The organism is Hymenobacter sp. GOD-10R, assembly GCF_035609205.1.
Classification (GTDB): Bacteria; Bacteroidota; Bacteroidia; order Cytophagales; family Hymenobacteraceae; genus Hymenobacter.
In genome coordinates this window covers 6,641,838-6,658,951 of record NZ_CP141184.1, presented here as the reverse complement: position 1 = coordinate 6,658,951, position 17,114 = coordinate 6,641,838, and the positions used below count along the sequence as shown (strand labels likewise).

The 17,114-nt window shown below is 57.1% G+C and carries 13 protein-coding genes; 2 read left to right on the top strand and 11 right to left on the bottom strand.

What is annotated here, in order from left to right; translation table 11 throughout:
* Window positions 1-125 precede the first annotated feature (125 nt).
* On the bottom strand, window positions 126-1,454 hold the full coding sequence (locus SD425_RS26220) for an inositol-3-phosphate synthase (protein WP_324673927.1): 1,329 nt from the start codon (window positions 1,452-1,454) through the stop codon (window positions 126-128).
* A 311-nt stretch (window positions 1,455-1,765) separates the two neighbouring features.
* Window positions 1,766-2,371: a histidine phosphatase family protein gene (locus SD425_RS26215; RefSeq protein ID WP_324673925.1), complete on the bottom strand. Its 606-nt coding sequence runs from the start codon at window positions 2,369-2,371 to the stop codon at window positions 1,766-1,768.
* Between the two features lie 374 nt (window positions 2,372-2,745).
* Here SD425_RS26215 and SD425_RS26210 point away from each other — a divergent pair, with 374 nt between their 5' ends.
* Window positions 2,746-3,765, top strand: coding sequence for a polysaccharide pyruvyl transferase family protein (locus tag SD425_RS26210; RefSeq protein WP_324673923.1), 1,020 nt, complete (start codon window positions 2,746-2,748; stop codon window positions 3,763-3,765).
* Entirely contained in the window at window positions 3,762-5,150 is a 1,389-nt protein-coding gene (locus SD425_RS26205; protein ID WP_324673921.1) for a Coenzyme F420 hydrogenase/dehydrogenase, beta subunit C-terminal domain, read from the top strand. Before SD425_RS26210 ends, SD425_RS26205 begins: the two co-directional genes overlap by 4 nt.
* Before the next feature lie 30 nt (window positions 5,151-5,180).
* Here SD425_RS26205 and SD425_RS26200 read toward each other — a convergent pair whose 3' ends face one another.
* From SD425_RS26200 to SD425_RS26160, 9 genes are all read right to left on the bottom strand, one after another.
* Window positions 5,181-5,597 carry a response regulator gene (locus SD425_RS26200; RefSeq protein WP_324673919.1) on the bottom strand — a complete coding sequence of 139 codons (417 nt, stop codon included), beginning with the start codon at window positions 5,595-5,597 and terminating at the stop codon, window positions 5,181-5,183.
* 19 nt (window positions 5,598-5,616) lie between these two features.
* The gene (locus SD425_RS26195) at window positions 5,617-9,492 is read right to left on the bottom strand and encodes a PAS domain-containing sensor histidine kinase (RefSeq protein WP_324673917.1); all 3,876 of its coding nucleotides are present in this window, start codon (window positions 9,490-9,492) and stop codon (window positions 5,617-5,619) included.
* A gap of 180 nt (window positions 9,493-9,672) precedes the next feature.
* Entirely contained in the window at window positions 9,673-10,602 is a 930-nt protein-coding gene (locus SD425_RS26190) for a glycosyltransferase family 9 protein (RefSeq protein WP_324673915.1), read from the bottom strand.
* Window positions 10,603-10,748: 146 nt separating this feature from the next.
* Window positions 10,749-11,633 (bottom strand): hypothetical protein, encoded by an 885-nt coding sequence (locus SD425_RS26185; protein ID WP_324673913.1) that lies wholly within the window; start codon window positions 11,631-11,633, stop codon window positions 10,749-10,751.
* A gap of 203 nt (window positions 11,634-11,836) precedes the next feature.
* Window positions 11,837-12,355 (bottom strand): hypothetical protein, encoded by a 519-nt coding sequence (locus SD425_RS26180; RefSeq protein WP_324673911.1) that lies wholly within the window; start codon window positions 12,353-12,355, stop codon window positions 11,837-11,839.
* A 161-nt stretch (window positions 12,356-12,516) separates the two neighbouring features.
* Window positions 12,517-12,927, bottom strand: coding sequence for a DoxX family protein (locus tag SD425_RS26175; RefSeq protein ID WP_324673909.1), 411 nt, complete (start codon window positions 12,925-12,927; stop codon window positions 12,517-12,519).
* An 87-nt stretch (window positions 12,928-13,014) separates the two neighbouring features.
* The gene (locus tag SD425_RS26170) at window positions 13,015-14,595 is read right to left on the bottom strand and encodes an MFS transporter (protein WP_324673906.1); all 1,581 of its coding nucleotides are present in this window, start codon (window positions 14,593-14,595) and stop codon (window positions 13,015-13,017) included.
* Between the two features lie 9 nt (window positions 14,596-14,604).
* On the bottom strand, window positions 14,605-15,672 hold the full coding sequence (locus SD425_RS26165; RefSeq protein WP_324673904.1) for an HlyD family secretion protein: 1,068 nt from the start codon (window positions 15,670-15,672) through the stop codon (window positions 14,605-14,607).
* A gap of 12 nt (window positions 15,673-15,684) precedes the next feature.
* Window positions 15,685-17,031: a TolC family protein gene (locus SD425_RS26160; RefSeq protein WP_324673902.1), complete on the bottom strand. Its 1,347-nt coding sequence runs from the start codon at window positions 17,029-17,031 to the stop codon at window positions 15,685-15,687.
* Window positions 17,032-17,114 lie beyond the last annotated feature (83 nt).

Below are 17,114 nucleotides of genomic sequence, written 5' to 3'. Positions count from 1 at the left end.
GTTCGCACGAAACCGTTCAACGACGAGACACAAGTATGTGTCTCTACATCGGGTGTATTCCCTAAAGAACAAAAGGCCTAGGCTCCGTGCGGAGCCTAGGCCTTTTCGGTTATGCGCAGTTGAGCTTACAACGCAGCTACCAGATCTTGGTCATAGTCATCTAAGTCCAGCGGTGTGATAAGGTCTTCGCCCATCATGCGACGCAGGGTATTGTGCAGCGTGATAAGCTGTTTGAAGATGTCGTGCTCGATGCGCGAGTCGGCGGCTATCTGCGGCGACTTGAAGTAGAACGACAGCCATTCCTGCACACCCGTCATGCCGGCGCGCTTGGCTAGGTCGCTGAACAAAGCTAGGTCAAGCACCAGCGGCGCGGCCAAGATGGAGTCGCGGCACAGGAAATTAACTTTGATCTGCATCGAGTAGCCGAGCCAGCCGAAGATGTCGATGTTGTCCCAGCTCTCTTTGTTGTCGCCGGCTGGCGGGTAGTAGTTGATGCGCACCTTGTGGTACATATCGCCGTACAGCTCGGGGTTGACATCAGGCTGCAGAATGTCTTCCAGCACGCTCAGCTTCGAGACTTCCTTGGTCTTGAAGTTGTCGGGGTGGTCGAGCACGTAACCGTCACGGTTGCCAAGAATATTCGACGAGAACCAGCCCTTGATGCCCAAGGAACGGATTTGCAAGCCCGGCGCCAAGATGGTTTTCATCAGCGTCTGGCCCGTTTTGAAGTCCTTGCCGCCGATGGGCGTACCCGTTTGGCGAGCTAGCTCGATCAGGGCCGGGATGTCGCAGGTCAGGTTTGGGGCGCCGTTCATGAAGGGCACGCCTAGCTTGATAGCCGCGTAAGCGTAGATCATGGAAGGCGCAATGGCCGGGTCGTTGTTGCGCAGGCCTTCCTCGAAGCTTTCGATGGTTTCGTGCACCGCCGACGGCTCCAGGTAGCGCTCCGTAGAGCCGCACCACACGATAACCACGCGCGAGCAGTCGTTGGCTTCCTTGAAGTTTTCGATGTCGTCCATCACTGCCTTGGCCAGTTCGGCTTTGGTGTCGGCCTGCTTCACATGCTCGCCATCCAGGTTCTGAATGTACGACCGATCAAAGACGGCTTTCATCGGCGTAATGGCTTCCAACTCATCCCGCACGGCGTGCAACAGCATGGGCTCCAATACCCTAGCTTTCAGCGCTGCTTCAAATACATTGTCGTTGAACACGTCCCAGCCACCAAACACAATGTCATGCAGATCAGCAAGCGGCACGAAATCTTTGATTTTGGGGTACCGGTCGTCCGTGCGCTTTCCTAGCCGAATGTTGCCCATCTGCGTCAGGGAACCGACTGGCTGGGCTAAGCTTTTCTTTACGGCAGCCACGCCCGCGATGAGCGTAGTAGCCACCGCGCCCAGCCCAGGCGTGAGGATACCAAGTTTGCCTTCTGCTTTACCTATGGAATTCTGCATGTGAATGAATCGAGGTGTAGTGGAGTGACGGGGTAAGAAGCCGGCGAGACTCGCTCGGCGGCGTAAGCTCAACTGGAAAAGTATTACTTAAGGGATAGGTTATCGGTAGGACAAACGCCAGGTTTTTTTGTCTTGAAAAAGGCCTGCTTTAGCAATGAAGCTAAGGATGTATTATGGAAAGTACAATTGTTGAGCTTGTTAGCTCAACAGTAGATGGTGTGTGTCAGCTACAAAGCTTGCTGTGGTAAGAGGAAACGGAAGAGCATCCGCCTAGGTTGGATTCGGGGAATAGTTAAATTTTACGTCTTTGATTACCAAAGTTTTATCTCGCCTGTATGATTGATGAGAAGTATCCGTGCCGTCTCCTCATATACCTCTACAATGCTCACGGAAGCCGCACTGATTTCCAGGCGCTGAAACATATCCAGGTGAATGCCGGCGTAGTAGGCCACGGCCGCTTTGATCAGGTCGGCGTGGCTGACCACGGCTACGGTTTGGTTTGGGTGCTGGGCACCTAGCTTTTCGAGGCCACGGACCATACGGGCTTGCGCTTCCAGCATCAGCTCGCCGCCAGGGATGCGCGTGTTGCTGCGGAAGGTGTTGAAGTGCTGAAACTGCGAATCACTTTCCAGCTCTTTGAACGTACGATTCGTCCACTGGCCGAAGTCCATTTCGAGCACGGCTTCGCAGATGATGGTTTCCAAGCCCTTGGCTTTGGCAATTGGCTCGGCCGTTTGCACGGCTCGCTCTAGGGGGCTGCTGTAGAGGGCATCGAGGGGCAAGCTTGTTAGCTGCTGGGCTAGCCTTTGGGCTTGCGCTTGGCCTTCGTTATTCAGCGCCACGCCCGGCGTGCGGCCCGACAGACGTTTGCCCACGGCGTCGGTGGTGGCGTGGCGGATCAGCAGAAATCGGGTCATCAGAATAGGAGTTTACTGTTGTGCTTACGCTCTTTTGAGAGGGCATTTTACAACTAAAATGCTGGTCTCGCTACTGTCGAGCCTGCTGGTGCGCTACTGTTGAGCCTGCTAATACCTAGCGTTGCGCAGGCCACCGGAAGCGCCTATCTTGCTCGAAAAGGGGCATTCTGCTCTTGGCAACGATACCAACTGGCACCGCGTACGAAGGGCACTGACACGCCTCCTGTTCAGCGCAATGCTAGGTGCTGCCTCCTCCCACAACCGCCTTCTAATCAGTAAGCAACTTGGCTAATTCGAAGAAGACTGCTTTAAAAATTGGTGTTTTAACGTTTCACCGCTGCATTAACTATGGCAGCTATTGGCAAGCCCGCTGCTTGGTCGAAGGGCTACAGGCCCGCGGCCATCAGGCCGTCATCCTCGACCACGATTCGGCGCGCGTGAACCAAGCCGAATGGACCTGCGCTTTTCAGCCGGTGTTGCCCACGGCCGTACCAAAATCCGATTACCCGCTGTACCGCGAAAAGATTTTGAAATTTTTCGCGCTGTTCAACGAACTCCCCATGTCGCCGCGCTTCTCCCTGGATAATCCGGCCGAGATGGACGAGTATGACTTGGTGGTAGTAGGCAGCGACGAAGTCTGGAATCTCACACACCCATGGTTTGGCCACTGCCCGTTGTTTTACGGCGAAGGCCTCAAGACCCAGCGCCTGATTTCGTACGCCGCTAGCTTCGGCAACTACGATGCTACCTGGGGCCTAGATCCTGCCTGGGCCGAAAAGCTGCGCAACTTTGATATGATTTCGGTGCGCGACGCCAACTCGCAGGCTATCATCAACAATGCCTTGGGCTTCGTGCCGGAAATGGTGCTCGACCCGTGCCTACAGTTTCCGATTACACCCGACCCGCGCGACAACAGCGAGAAGCTAGGTCAGCCCTACGTGGCCGTATACGGCCACAACTTCACGGAGTCCTTTACCCGCGAAATTCGGCAGTGGGCCGAACGCCAGCAGTTACCGCTCATCAGCATTGGCTATCGCAACGACTGGGTCGACGAGCAGTGGCTAACCGCCGACCCGCACGACTTTGCGCAGTTTATGGCGCAGGCCCAAGCCGTGGCGACCAACTTCTTTCACGGCTGCGTGTTCGCCTTGCGCAATGCTCGGCCGTTCGTCTGCGAAACCACGCCGTACCGCCAGTTCAAACTCCAAGGCCTCATGGCAAAAATTGGCGGCGAAAAGCACCTGTTACCGGAAGGCACGCCGACCGAGGTGTACGCTGCCCGCCTGAGCGAACCCGTGAGCCCGGAGATTCTGCAAAAGATTGACGCACTGCGCCAAACGTCCAACGCCTACCTCGATCGGGCGCTGACGCTTAAAGAGCTACAACCCGCATGAAGGAGCTACTAAGTCCGAAAGACATCGTTCGTTCCGGGTTGTGCATTGGGTGTGGAAGCTGCGTGGCGCAAGCTAGGTCGGCGGATACGCATATGGCGTTCGACGCCTACGGACAGCTCAAACCCGAAGGTCCATCGTCGTGGTTTCGCCACGATTCGGAGGCCTTTACGCGTACCTGTCCCTTCTCGCCTGGCGCCCGCAACGAAGACCAGCTGGCGGCCGAGCTATTTCCCGCGCCCGCGCACCGCGACGCGGCGCTGGGAAGCTTCCAAACGGCCTACGTAGGCTACGTGGCCGAAGAAGAGTTTCGCATGCAGGGCAGCTCGGGTGGCATGGTGAGCTGGGTGGCAATGGAGCTGCTGCGCAAAGGCCTAATCGACGGCGTGGCGCACGTGGTAGCGACCCAAGATCCGCAAAGCGACGGCCGTTACTTTCGCTACCGCATCTCCCGTACCGAAGCCGAAATCAACGAGGGCGCCAAGTCGCGGTACTACCCGATTGAAATGGCTGAAATCCTGAACACCATTCGGGAGGTGCCGGGGCGCTACGCGGTGGTCGGAATTCCGTGCTTTATTAAGGCGGTGCAGCTGCTGCGACAGGAAGACGCAATTTTCCGGGAGCGGATTCAGTTCACCCTAGGTCTGTTTTGCGGCCACATGAAAAGTGCCCGCTTTGTGGAAAGCTTTGCCTGGCAACTGAACGTGCCATTCAAGGAAGTGGAGCGCGTGGAGTACCGCCAGAAGCTGCCGGATCGCCCCGCCAACTGGTACAACGCCAAACTCACCTTGCGCGACGGCAGCAGTGCCAATCGTGACTGGTGGAACCTCGCCGACGGCGACTGGGGCGCCGGCTTCTACATGAACTCGGCCTGTAACTTCTGCGACGATGTGGTGGCCGAAACCTCCGATATCTCCTTCGGTGATGCCTGGGTGGAGCCGTATTCCTCGGATGGCCGTGGCACCAACGTGGTGGTCGTTCGCTCACCTCTGGTCGAGCAACTAGTCGAAAGCGCCATTCAAGCAGGCCGCTTGCACCTGGAAACCGTCGATGCCAAATTTGTGGAGCAGACCCAAGCTGCCGGTTTCCGGCAGCGGCGCGAAGGCCTAGCCTATCGGCTCACCTGGCGCAAGCGCGGCGTGCGCCCCCGCAAGCGCGTCGCTCCGGATGCGACAACGCAGACCAAGGAACGCAAGCTGATTTACCGCATGCGCAACTTCATTACGCAAGGTAGCCACAAGGTTTTTCGCCTAGCACGTGCGCTAAAGAGCCCACAGCTATACCTAGGTTGGGCCCGGATGGTACTATCTATTTACCACGGTTTAGCCTACCACCAAGGCAACATCAGCGAAATGCGGAAGCGGCTTGCAGGACTGCGAAAAGTGTAGGATAGGCGTGTTATTAGTCTAGGTTAAGCGCTAGTTGCCAACTGGTAAGCTTCGTTGAAAATGCAATTGTAGAAGCGTTTCTATCTTCTCCTGGGTCAGGGGTTTGCTCACCAGGCCGGCCACGTTCAACTCGTCAAGTCGTACTAGGTCGCGAGCATCCATGGTGGTGGTGAGCATAATAATAACCGTGGCATTGCGCTGGGCACGGGGGAGCTGCCGGTACGCTTCCAAGAACTGAATACCAGTCAGGCCCGGCATGTTCACGTCTAGCAGGATAAGGGCCGGCTCGCTGGGGTCTTTTGTATGCTCAAGCAAGGAAAGGGCTTGAGTGCCATTTTCAGCAATCAAGATGCGTTCAGCTACCCCTAGCTTGTTGAGTAATAATTCGTTTAAAAAATTATTAGTCGAGTCGTCGTCGACCAAGAGAATACTGGAGAGTTTTTTCATAAGCGGCGATGCCAAGTAATTAGAATTCGGGCGAGTGAGCGGTTGGCAGCGTGACGGTGAAGGTAGAGCCCACCCCCACTTGGCTGTCTACTGTGAGGGTGCCGCCTGCGTTGTCTATCATTTTTTTGACCATGTACAGCCCCACGCCCGAGCCCGACACGTGGTCGTGCAAGCGGCGGAATAGGCGAAATAATTCGCCCTGCTGCGGCTCCGTCAGGCCTAGCCCATTGTCCTGCACCTCCAGTACCATGTGGCTGGGTGTGGTTTGGCGGCAGCGCACGTGCACCACAACTGGGCGACCCGGAACGCGGTATTTGATGGCATTGCTGAGCAAATTGTATAAGATGCTGCGTAGGTTTTTGAGCGGGAAGTGCAGCGTTGGGCAGCCAGCTAGGTCTACGAGAAGCGTGGCATTAGCGGCCGTTATTTCGGGCAATATATCGAGCCGAACGTCCTCTATTAGTGTGGCTAGGTCCACAGCTTCGGCAGGCTGGTCGAACATAACCTGTTGCAGGCGCGTGACGTCGGTGAGGTGATCTAGGGTCTGTTGAAAGCGGCTCACTGCTCCGTCCATGAGCCGTAAGAGCTTTGCCACCAGCTCATGTTGCAGCGCATTGGCCGGGAGGTGCTCACGCAGGGCTAACAGCAGCCCCTCAATGTTGGTGATGGGCGACTTCAGATCGTGCGAGGCCGAGTACACGAAGGTATCTAGGTCGGCGTTGGTACGTAGCAAGCGCGTGTTGCTGTTGAGTAGCTCCTCATTTTTGGCATGCAGCTCTTGGTTCACGGTGGCAAGCTCCTCGTTTAGATTTTGCACCTGTTGGCGGGCCACTACTTGGGCGGTCACATCGTTCCCGACGCACGCAATAGCGGTTATCAACCCCTGTTCATCCCGCAAAGGCTGGTACACAAAGCTCAAGTAGCTCACCTCGTCGGGCTGATGATAGGTCAAGCGGACGGGCTGTTCCTTCATCACCAGTGTCTGCCCACTCTCTAGAACTTGAGCTAGAAATTCGGGGAAGCCTTGGCTAACCAGCTCCGGCACGGCCTCAAAACATGGCCGCCCAAGCATCTGCTCGCGAGGGTAGCCTAGCAGGCTCGCTGCCAACGGACTAACGATTTCTATAACATAGGCTGGCCCTCGTACCACAACAATAGCCGTCGGCGACTGCTCAAATACGGCTTCTACCAACCGTTGCTGGGTCTGCCGATCCTGGCGGGCGAGTACTTGCTCTGTCACATCCTGAATGAAGGTGGCGACGCCAGCAATCTGTTCATTTTCGCGGTAAGCATGGTAGGTAAAATTGATGTAGCGCATGCTACCCGGCGAGCTGCCGGCTTGGAGTTCCTCTGTTCCGATGTACGTTTCACCGGTTTGGTATACCCGATCTAGGCGGCTAATAATCTCTGGAGTTGCTCGCTCGGGGTACACTTCGGCTACCGTGCGGCCGCGCATATCTACCCCAGGGTATAGCTGTTCAAAGAAACGGTTGTGGTACTCGATGCGGTGGTTAGGATCTCGCAACAAAGCAATGGCGATGGGAGCTCCTTCGAAGATGTTGAACAGGTTCTCGCGTTCTTGGGCCCGGCGCTGAACGGCCGCCAACATAGCCGCTTGCAGCGTTTCCGTGCGGTGGCGGCTCTGTACGCGCTCTGTCACTTCGAAGCCAAAGATTACGAGCCCATCAATGGTACCGTCGGCATCGTAGCGCGCCTGATAGATAAAATCGAAGTAGCGGTCTTCTAGTTTTCCGTCGCTGGGGCGGGCAAACTGAATGAGCACTTCTTGGCCTTCGAAGGTCTCGCCTGTTTCGTACACCCCACGCAATATGTCGTCCAGCGCGCTACCGGCTAGTTCCGGCAAGGCTACTAGCACGGGTTGTCCCTGCAAGATGCGGTTAGGAAACAGTGCTTGATATTCTTCATTAAGAAGCTCAAACACGAGTTCCGACCCACCTAGCACCGCAATGGCAGCAGGGGCTTCGGCTATTAGGCGCTGTAGGCGGTGGCTTTGCTGTTGCACCTCGTAAGTGCGCTGCTGCACGCGGGCTTCTAGCTCTTGGTTCAGTTGCTCTAGCTGCCGGCGCGCTAACACCTGCTCGGTCACTTCAATGGCTAGGTCCACTACGCCAATCATGCTTCCCTGTGCATCGAGAAGGGGCTGATAAACGAAGTTGTAGTAACTAGTCATCAAGCGCCCATCACGTAGCATTTGCGCCGGAACTTCATTGCCTACAAAAGGCACCTGATCTTCGCGCACTTGATGCATAAGGTTCTCGAAATTCTGCCCTTGCAGCTCCGGCACAGCTTCTAGCAACGGACGGTTTAGCACCTCGGCTTGCTGGCGACCCCACATGGCACTCAGCAGGTGGTTCGCGGCCGTGATGCGTAACTCAGGCCCTTCGAACAAACCAATGGCCACTGGCGCTTGGTTGATCAAGGCCAGCCATTGATTACGTTCGCGCTCGGCTTGCGCCTGGGCTAGCTGCATCTCGTAGGTACGCTGCTGCACGCGGGCTTCCAGTTCTTGGTTCAGGTGCTCCAGCTGCTGGCGCGCTAACACCTGCTCGGTTACTTCGACGCCACTGGCGACCAAGCCCACCGTGTCGCCGACGGCATCGCGCAAGGGCTGAAACGTGAAGTTGACGTATGCCTGGCTGGGCTGCCCCGTGTGCGCACGATCCAGCGTAACGGGCGCTTCCGTCACGGCAAACGCTTCGCCCGTGGTCAGCACTCCCGAGAGAATTTGCTCGAAGCCTTGCCCGGCGGTATCAGGCACAGCCTCGAAGTAGGGCCGACCTAGCACCTGCGCGGGCTCCCGCCCCCAGATAGCGGCCACGGCTGGGTTTGCTAGCTCCACCCGCAGATTGGTGCCGCGCATGATGGCAATGGCTACCGGCGTCTGCTCAAACACTTGGTAAAGCTGCTCCCGCTCGCGCTCCGTAGCGGCGTGTGCTTCTTGTAAGGCCTGCGTGCGCCGCTGCACACGAGCCTCCAACTCCTGGTTGATCTGTTCGAGCTGCTGGCGGGCTAGTACCTGCTCGGTCACTTCCACGGCGAGCGTGGCTATGCCGATAATTTGGCCCAGCGTGTCGTATTGGGGTCGGTACACAAGGTTGAAATAACCTAGGTTCGGGCGACCCGTTTCAGCCCGGTTAATAGTGACTGGGGCCTCATTGAAAACGTACGACTTGCCATGGGTAAGCACGTCCGCAAAGATTTTCTCAAACCCTTGGTGCGCTATTTCCGGCAGGGCCGTAAAGACTAGCTGGTCTAGCACCTGCTCCAGCGGCCGACCCCAAATACGGGCCATTTCCTGGTTGGCGTAAGTAATAAGGTATTCAGGCCCTTGAAACAGAGCCACGGCCACCGGCGCATCCTCCAGCACTCGCACCAGGTCGGCGCGGCCCGCGGCGGCGCGAGCTTCAGCTTCGGCACGGGCGGTTTGCTCCTGGGCCTGGCTTGCCCGCAGCGCCTCCTCGATGGCGGTGCGAGGCTGGTCGTTGGCATCGGAGAAGTTGACGACCAATAGTTCCTGGCAGCGCTGGGCAATCAGCGTGTAGTAGCCGTCGAGCCCATCGTGCTGGTACAGGTTCTGGCGCCGCTCCAGTTGCCCGGAGAGGAACGCATCGCGGTAAAAGCGGAACACGCCAGTCTCCTGCGCGGTGGGAAAGAGCGTCAGAAACGACTCAGCGGGGCACTCAGGCAGCCGCAATATGCGCTGAGCAGTTGGGTTGAGCCGTACCCATGCCAAATCAATAATCTCCTTTCTCTGGGCATCGTAGAGTGGCCGCAGGAGCATGGTGCCTGTTAAGGATACATTAAGTAGTACTTCCGCCAACCCCGCAGAAGCTAGGTCGTCGTCCGGTAGTACCGGCACAGGGGCATCAGGCATGCGAGAAGGAGTAAAGCCGTACGTAGCCACTAAGGTACGAGGCTTACCCTACTGTTGAGCTAAAGGATAATTATGTCGAAGATTATCAATGTCATAGTAAGTTTTACGAGTGCTATATAGAGTTTACGCGCAAGCTTCCTCAACTAAACCTAGGCCGTGTAACCCAACTCGTAATCGAACCTAGGTTTTCTCGCGCTGGCTAAGTTGTGCTAGGGCGGCCTGTACTTGGCTTGCTACGCTCTGCCAATCGCCCGCTTGTGGTTGGCGGAAGAGGCGCATGGCTGGGTACCAGGGGCTATCGGTGCGGTGCTGCATCCAGCGCCAGTCAGCCTCGGCGTGCAGCAGCGTCCAGACGGGTACGCCGAGGGCACCCGCTAGGTGCGCGGGCATCGAGTCGACGGTAATCAGAAGGTCGAGGCCCCGGACGACGCGGGCGTACTCGGACAAGCTAAGCGCGCCGGGGTTAGTGCCTAGGCCTTGCTGCCATCCGGCTTGCTCAGCATCGCCTTGCAGAATAAAAAGCTGAACGCCCGGCACCCGCGCCAGCGGCGCCAGCAAGGCAAACGAAACGGAGCGGCGACCATCCCAATCACCGGCTTTCCACACGAGGCCAACGGCGAGTTGTTCTGGGTCGGATGCAAGGAACCTAGGTGCCGCGTGCAGGTAAGGAATCGTGTTCGGAATGGTTTCTGGGGTCGTGCGGAAGATGTGCGGAAGCTCCATGATTTCCACATCTACATCGTACGCTACCTCGGGTGTGCCGTCGTGCAGCGGTAGCAGCTGATCGATGCCCTGTACGGTTTGCAGGAGCGGTAGTAGCTCTTGCTGCGCCCACACTATTACCTCCGCCGCAACAGCTTTTAGCAGGGGCATGTAGCGGATAAACTGTATCGTGTCGCCGAGACCGTGGTAGCAGCGCACCAGCACGCGCTTGCCCGCGAGCGAGCCTCCGTCCCAGATGTATTGGAAGTGCCGCGGCAGGTGCCAACAGGGCTTACCGGCGCGAGCAGCTAGGTCCTTATCCGTCTTCTGCCACGCTTTTTCAAACTCGCCGCTCAGCATGTAGCGCAGCCACAAATCGGGCGCGTCTTCCTGAATGTCGGGACTCATAGTAAGAGATAATAGAACGGTGTAGCGCGAAGCTCCCGCTTCGCGCCTCGTTGAACGTCAAACGTTGAACGACCTAGGTGTCAATCGTCCAACGAGGTGCAAAGCGGGAGCTTGGCTAATATTTGCCTTCGGTTCGCGCTACAGGCCTATGCGTAGCGGCGCATCATTTCCACACAGAAATCGGCAAATTCTTCAATATGCTGGGGTGGGCTGGTGTGGTGGGGCTGCACGCCTTTCGACTCCGGCGTGAAACAGAAGGTGGCCGTTACGTCGAACTCGTCTAGCTTCTTCATCACGTGGTCGAACCACTTGTGGGCGTCGGGGCGCAGCCAGTCGGCCCAGCTCAGGCCGGTGCGCAGCTTTTTCACTCCTAGCTTGCGGAGCCAGTCTACCGCGTCGTCGAGGCGAGGATCTTCGTAGTGGAACCACTGACAGATGCCAAACTCAGGCGTGAAGTCGGAGAAATGCTTGCAGGCTAGCTTCGGCGTACCATCCTCGCGCAACAGTCCCATGTGGAAGTGGCGGTAGTACGAGGAACCCTCGGCTTCGCGGTGGCGCGTGGTGGCCTCCCACGTGCGCGGCAGATCGTAGAGACTGTACCAGAAAAGGCGCTGGGCTTTGCCCATCAGCAACTCGGCCGTGCGGCGCAAGCCAAACTCCTGTACTTCCTCAGCGCCAAAGCTTGAGGCGCCAACTTCCGTCACCCAAATAGGTAGATCGGTTGCCGTTTTGATTTCTGCAATTTTATCGGGCCACTCGTCAATCAGCCACAGGTTCCAGTCGAGCGGAAAGCCGTGAATGGCAATGGCATCCAAATCTTGGAGCGCCCCATAGCCTTCTAGGCGTTTGATAAAGGTTGGATCGATGGGAGAGATGCCACCTAGCACGCGCAAAATATCGGGTTTCTCGGCCTTCACGGCTTGGGCCGCCAGCCTTACCATCTCGCCGAATATCCGCCATTCCGGATCAATCTCGAAAGCCCAGTGTGATTTGTTGTTTGGTTCGTTCCAGAATTTGACTGCTTCAATCATGTGTTGGCTGTGGCGTAATGAGGTTAGGGCAAGCTCCGGACTAGGGAGCGGCAGCCGTTATACGGTCGCAGCAAAAGAAGGCTAACCAAGCTCCAGCGGCAAGCTGAAGCGTAGAATCTGCTAACCAAAACCGGTTCCGGCTGGGTAGTTGAACACTACCTAACCGGAACCGGTGTGGTCTTTGGGGCAGGCTGCCTGCGGGCTTACGGCTTCACTAAACGGTTGGGCAGCAGGTAGCTTTTGCTATTCCACCACACGTAGTTCTTGGCTGCGTAGGTACCACTGGAGCGCCAGGTCGGAAGGTCTATAGACGTATGAGCAGGAGTTTGATAGTTCTGCAACTTGAGCCATGTGAGTTCTCCGTTATTGCGCCGCTCCTCAAGCACCTCTTTCCCGCTTACCAAATAAGCAGTGTAGAGTTCGATTCGGGTTCCATCATAGCGGTAGATCAGCTTGTGCTTCCAAGCTAGCGAAGAACTGCCTTTTGTACCTGCACTCGGAACGTAATAACCCTTGGCAATGATGCGGTAAGCGCCTTTCCGAGGGGCTTTGGTAGGAGGCTGGGTACTTTTCTGCTCGATCTGCTGGCGGACGAGTGTAGCTTGGTTGAACAGCGAGTCGCGGGCAGCGGTGGCTTGGGCGGGGTCGGTTACGGTTTGAGCGGAAAGGGTTAGGGGTAAAAAGAGTAGAGTACTCGGTAGCAATAGCTGCTTCAACAACATAAATAACAGTAAGATGATGAGGTGAAAGAATAGCCTAAATGTAATTCTAGACTCGTCAATACCTCATTCACTTAATAGCTACTTAATGCAAGGGCAACCTAGGTCAGGGAGCTATAGCAAGGTAGAAATACGGAAATCTGTTCTGCGCTACGGCTACCTAGCTACCGCCTGGCAGCTAGGCGCTGGCGCCACGCATCCAGGCTCCAGTCACCGGCACCGGCCACGGCCAAGAAGAGAAAAATAAAGCAATAGAGCACCGCTAGTTCGCCTTGGTTCACGATCGGAAGCGGGCCTTGCGGGGCATGTGCCATGAAATACGCCACCGCCATCAGGCCCGACAAGATGAACGCTACCGGCCGCGTAAACAAACCAAAGATCAGCAGCAAGCCGCCCACAAACTCCAGGACGCCCGCCAGACCCATCATTGAAAACAGCTCAGCACTGTGACCACCGGCTGGGAAGTTAAACAGCTTCTGCATGCCGTGTTGCATGAACAAAAAGCCCGCGGTAATGCGCAAAACGCTCAGCATCCGCGAAGTCCAAAGAGAGAAAGCAGGAGAGATAGAAGCCATAAGAAGAAAGCTAGGTGAGCTTGTGTTAACGTAGCTCCTACTCCAACGTTTTCACTCGTTGCCGTCGGAACGCGCCGTGATACGTCCTTACAAGGGCCGTTGCCGGAAGGTGAGCACCTTTTGGCGGACAGGCGGCAGCACCACAATCAGCAGCAACAGCAGCACAATGGCCACGCTCACCATGCCGTAGTAGCTCATGGAATAGCGCAGCTGGCTTTGCGTTTCCAAAGAATTTGCCAGCAAGCGCGTCGCCACGCGCTGCGCCGAACCTAGGTCCATGCCTTTGCTGTGGAGGCTTTGCTGGTAGCCTTGCAAGCGCGTGGCCAACTGACTAGTACCCGGCAGCACTTCCTGCGCCAAGCGGTTGATGTTCTCGGTGCGCCAATACAGTTGAAAGAAGTTGACCAGCGCAATGGAGCTGATAAACCCTAAGTAGCGCGCCGTAACCGCCGTGTACGACCCCGAGAGGCTAATAGCCGGCGGCAACGACGACAGCGTAAACACCGTGATGGGCACCATCAGCGTACCGACCCCAAGCCCTTGCAGAAACAGCGGCATCACAAACACGGCCGGTCCCTGCGAAGGCCCGAACAGGAAATACATCCACACGTGATACACCAGCAGCAAGGTAAAGCCTATCAACCAGATGGGGCGCAGAGGATAGTTGAGCAGCACGAAGCGCACCGTTAGGCTCATGCCAATGCCAATGCCCAGTAGTGTAGGTACTTGCAACGCGGCTAGGTGCCAGCCGTCTAGGCGTAGTACGCCCGCGAAGTAAGCCGTCGCAATGCCCGTTGTGCCGCGGAACAGATAGAAAAGCAGGAACAGCCCTAGGCCAATCCGAAAGTTGCGGTAGCTCAGCACCGATAAGTTGATGTACGGCCGCTTCAGGTGCAGCTGGCGCAGCACGAAACACGCTCCGAACACTAGCGCCGTCACCAAGGCAAGCCGGATGGTATTGTCTTCCAGCCAATACAGCTTCTGCCCGTACGATACCAAGTAGCCCAGCGAAAGCAGCGTGACGGCGAAGAACACAAAGCTAGGCCACTCCAGCTGGTAGAGCGGAATACGTTTCTTCAACCGCACGTTGTTCAGCACCAAGATCAACAGCAAGGCGCCGGGCAGCTGAATCAGGATGTAGATCTGATAAAGCGTGGGGAAAGGAAAAACTTCCAGCACCATGCCCGCCAGCGCCGTGCTGACGGGTCCTGAAGTAAGCAGCGCGCCGTAGAATACTGTGTAACCCATGGCCCGCGCCCGGGAGGTATCAAGGCGGGAGAAGATGAGGGTGAGACAGGGGCTGCCAACGGTGGCACCAATCACGCCTTGCACAAAGCGCAAAAACAAGAAAATAGGCAGCTCGTGTACCAGCGAGCAGAGCCACGTCACGAATACCAGCAGCGACACGCTCAGGATAAAATACTGGCGCGAAAGCAGATAGCTGGACAACCTAGGGTCAAAGGGAAAAAAGGACACCAGCCCCGCGTAGTAAGCCAGGATGGAAAACTGCACATCGGCGGGCTCGATGCCGTAGTACCCGGCCGCGTACGTGGAGAAGCTAGCGTACAAGCCCAGCGGCGCAAACGAGGGCAGCAGAGCCATAAAAAGGACCACCCGCACAAACCATTCGGGCGCCCACTTCTTGAAAATAGGTTGGGATTCTTCCATGCGGCTGCCCTACTTTTCCACCGTCACGAGGGCGTTCATGCCGGCGGCGAGCTGCTGGGTTTTCTCGGGCTTGTCGGTGAGCTGAATGCGTACCGGAATGCGCTGCGTCACCTTGATGAAGTTGCCGGTGGCGTTGTCGGGAGGCAGCAGGGAAAACCTAGCTCCGGTAGCCGGCGACAAGGATTCGATGCGCCCGTTGAACACTTCCCCAGGGTACGCATCGGTCTTGATTTGCACGGGTTGGCCCACATGCATGTTGCGCAGCTGCGTCTCCTTGAAGTTGGCCGTCACCCACTTACCCGCGTCTTCGTTCACGATGTAGGCTAGGGGTTGGCCGGCCTGAATAAGCTGGCCTTCCTGAATGGTCTGGCGGCCCATCTTGCCATTGTAGGGCGCCGTAATGATGGTGTAGGAAAGGTCGAGCTGGGCTTTCTGTAAGGCCACTTGGCGGCGCTTCAGCTCGGCTAGCAGCACCGGCCGCTGGGCGCGCACCTCGCCCACCCGCGACAACGTGGTGGCGTAGTTGCCTTGCAGGGCCTGGTAGTCGGAGCGGGCTACTTGCAGGGCCGTTTCAATGCGCTCAAACTGTTGACGCGTCACGGCCTCATCGGCCAGCAGCTGCCGGTAGCGGTTGTATTCTTTCTGCTGCTCTTCCAGGCGGGCGCGAGCCGCCCCAATTTGCGCCTGACTCGCCTGGGAGGTGCGCTGCGACGTTTGTACGTTGCTGCCGAGCACCTCTAGTTGGGCCTGGGTGTTGGCTAGCGCGGCTTCGGCTTCGGCGACCGGGAGTTGGTAGTCACGGTCGTCGATAATGACGAGCGTGTCGCCTGCCTTCACGGCCTGGTTTTCCTGGTACTTGATCTTGCGGATGTAGCCCGTGACCTTGCTATTGATGGGGTTGATGTATTCCTCCACCTGCGCGTCGTTGGTTTCTTCGTACTGCAGTAGGCGCCAGCCCATGATGCCGCCCCACACCAGCAGCGCCACGAGCAGCAAGCCCGCCAGCCAAGTGGTAATGCGCGCAATGACCCGGTCGGCCCGCTTCGAGTTGTCGGTCTTCGTTGCTGTAGTTGCCATAATACGGATACCTTATAGAGTGCCGAGGGCCTTTTGGAGTTGATAGTATTGCGTAGCGGCCTGCACCTGCGCCGTGATGAGGTCGAAGCGCGACTGAAGCAGCTGGTTATCAGCGTCGAGCAAATCGGTGAGCAGGGCTAGCTGATTGAAATAGGTGCTGTTCACGATGCGGTAGTTTTCCGAAGCTTGCTGAATATTCTGCTGCGCAATGCGAATGCGCTCCAGCGTTTCCTGAAAGCGCACGTACGCCGTCTTCACTTCCTGCCGCTTCTGGTCGAGCACGTTTTGCTCGGCTAGCTTTTGGCGCTCCAACCCTAGCTCGGCCGCTCTTTCCGCGTGGCGGTCGTAGTAGCGCCCCGTGATGTTGTACGCCACCCGCACACCCACCTCCCCGAAGCTGTAAATCTGCGGCACGAAGGGGAAGGTCAGGCGGTTGGGAAAGTTGTAGCTATAGCCCGCAAACATGCCCACCTGCGGCCGCCGAATCACCTCGGTGCCTTCTAGTCGGAGCTGGCTGAGGCGCGTCTGTAAGCCCGCCACCCGCAGCTCCGGCGCCTGTCCTTGCGCTTGGCGCACGTAGTCTTCGTAGGACCCAGTAAGCAGGGCTGTAGCCGGCAGAATGTCTTCGGCTGGCGCGTTGGGCTGCTCTTCGGGCGCACCCATCAGGATGTTGAGGCGCTGGTTGGCGAGGGTAATGTTGTTGTTGATTTCGGTGAGCAGCAGTTGCTGCCGCGAGGTTTGCAGCTCGGCCCGCAGCACGTCGCTGCGCAGCACTACGCCGTTTTTATACAGCGACTGAATTTGGCGCAGCCGCCGCTCCGACTCGGTGATGTTGCCCTGGGTGAGGCCGCGGTACACGAGATTGCGCTTCAGGTCGAGGTACACCTGCGCCACCCGCAGCCGGATATCTTCCCGCGTCAGGCTGAGGCGCTGTCCTTCTAGCTCGGCATTCACCGCCTGCGTTTCGATCTGGTTTTTGATGCGCCCGCCAGTGTACACGTCCCACTCGGTGCGAAGGGCCGCGCTGTACACGTGCGGGCTAGGCGGCACCGGCACCGACTCAGGGTTGCTCAGCCACTTCTTGGGTTCGTAGCCGTACAAGGCACCTAGGTAGGTGTACTCCCCACGGGTCATCACGCGTGGTAGCCGCTCAGTTTGCCGATCTTTTACAAGCTCTTGACTGATAACAACTTGCTGCTGCTGTAGCTGAACCTCTTTGTTGTAGGCTTCGGCTTGCTGCCAAGCCTTATCTAAAGTAAGTACTAGTTGAGCTTGTAAATTTGCCTGTGCTTGAGCTTGGTAAGCTATTACTGTCGAGATAGTTACTATTAAAATCCAGGCTCGACTTCGATAGATCATTTCCATGTTTTTTTATACGCAGCAAAGATAAAATAGCTTGCTGTGTGGCGCTTTTTCTAATTCGCCATAGATTTGCTCAAATC

Bases quoted from the DNA above. Each gene is read 5' to 3' on its own strand.
- SD425_RS26205 (WP_324673921.1), top strand. From the start codon at position 3,762: ATGAAGGAGCTACTAAGTCCGAAAGACATCGTTCGTTCCGGGTTGTGC.
- SD425_RS26170 (WP_324673906.1), bottom strand. From the start codon at position 14,595: ATGGAAGAATCCCAACCTATTTTCAAGAAGTGGGCGCCCGAATGGTTT.
- SD425_RS26220 (WP_324673927.1), bottom strand. From the start codon at position 1,454: ATGCAGAATTCCATAGGTAAAGCAGAAGGCAAACTTGGTATCCTCACG.
- SD425_RS26195 (WP_324673917.1), bottom strand. From the start codon at position 9,492: ATGCCTGATGCCCCTGTGCCGGTACTACCGGACGACGACCTAGCTTCT.
- SD425_RS26215 (WP_324673925.1), bottom strand. From the start codon at position 2,371: ATGACCCGATTTCTGCTGATCCGCCACGCCACCACCGACGCCGTGGGC.
- SD425_RS26165 (WP_324673904.1), bottom strand. From the start codon at position 15,672: ATGGCAACTACAGCAACGAAGACCGACAACTCGAAGCGGGCCGACCGG.
- SD425_RS26180 (WP_324673911.1), bottom strand. From the start codon at position 12,355: ATGTTGTTGAAGCAGCTATTGCTACCGAGTACTCTACTCTTTTTACCC.
- SD425_RS26190 (WP_324673915.1), bottom strand. From the start codon at position 10,602: ATGAGTCCCGACATTCAGGAAGACGCGCCCGATTTGTGGCTGCGCTAC.
- SD425_RS26160 (WP_324673902.1), bottom strand. From the start codon at position 17,031: ATGATCTATCGAAGTCGAGCCTGGATTTTAATAGTAACTATCTCGACA.
- SD425_RS26200 (WP_324673919.1), bottom strand. From the start codon at position 5,597: ATGAAAAAACTCTCCAGTATTCTCTTGGTCGACGACGACTCGACTAAT.
- SD425_RS26175 (WP_324673909.1), bottom strand. From the start codon at position 12,927: ATGGCTTCTATCTCTCCTGCTTTCTCTCTTTGGACTTCGCGGATGCTG.
- SD425_RS26185 (WP_324673913.1), bottom strand. From the start codon at position 11,633: ATGATTGAAGCAGTCAAATTCTGGAACGAACCAAACAACAAATCACAC.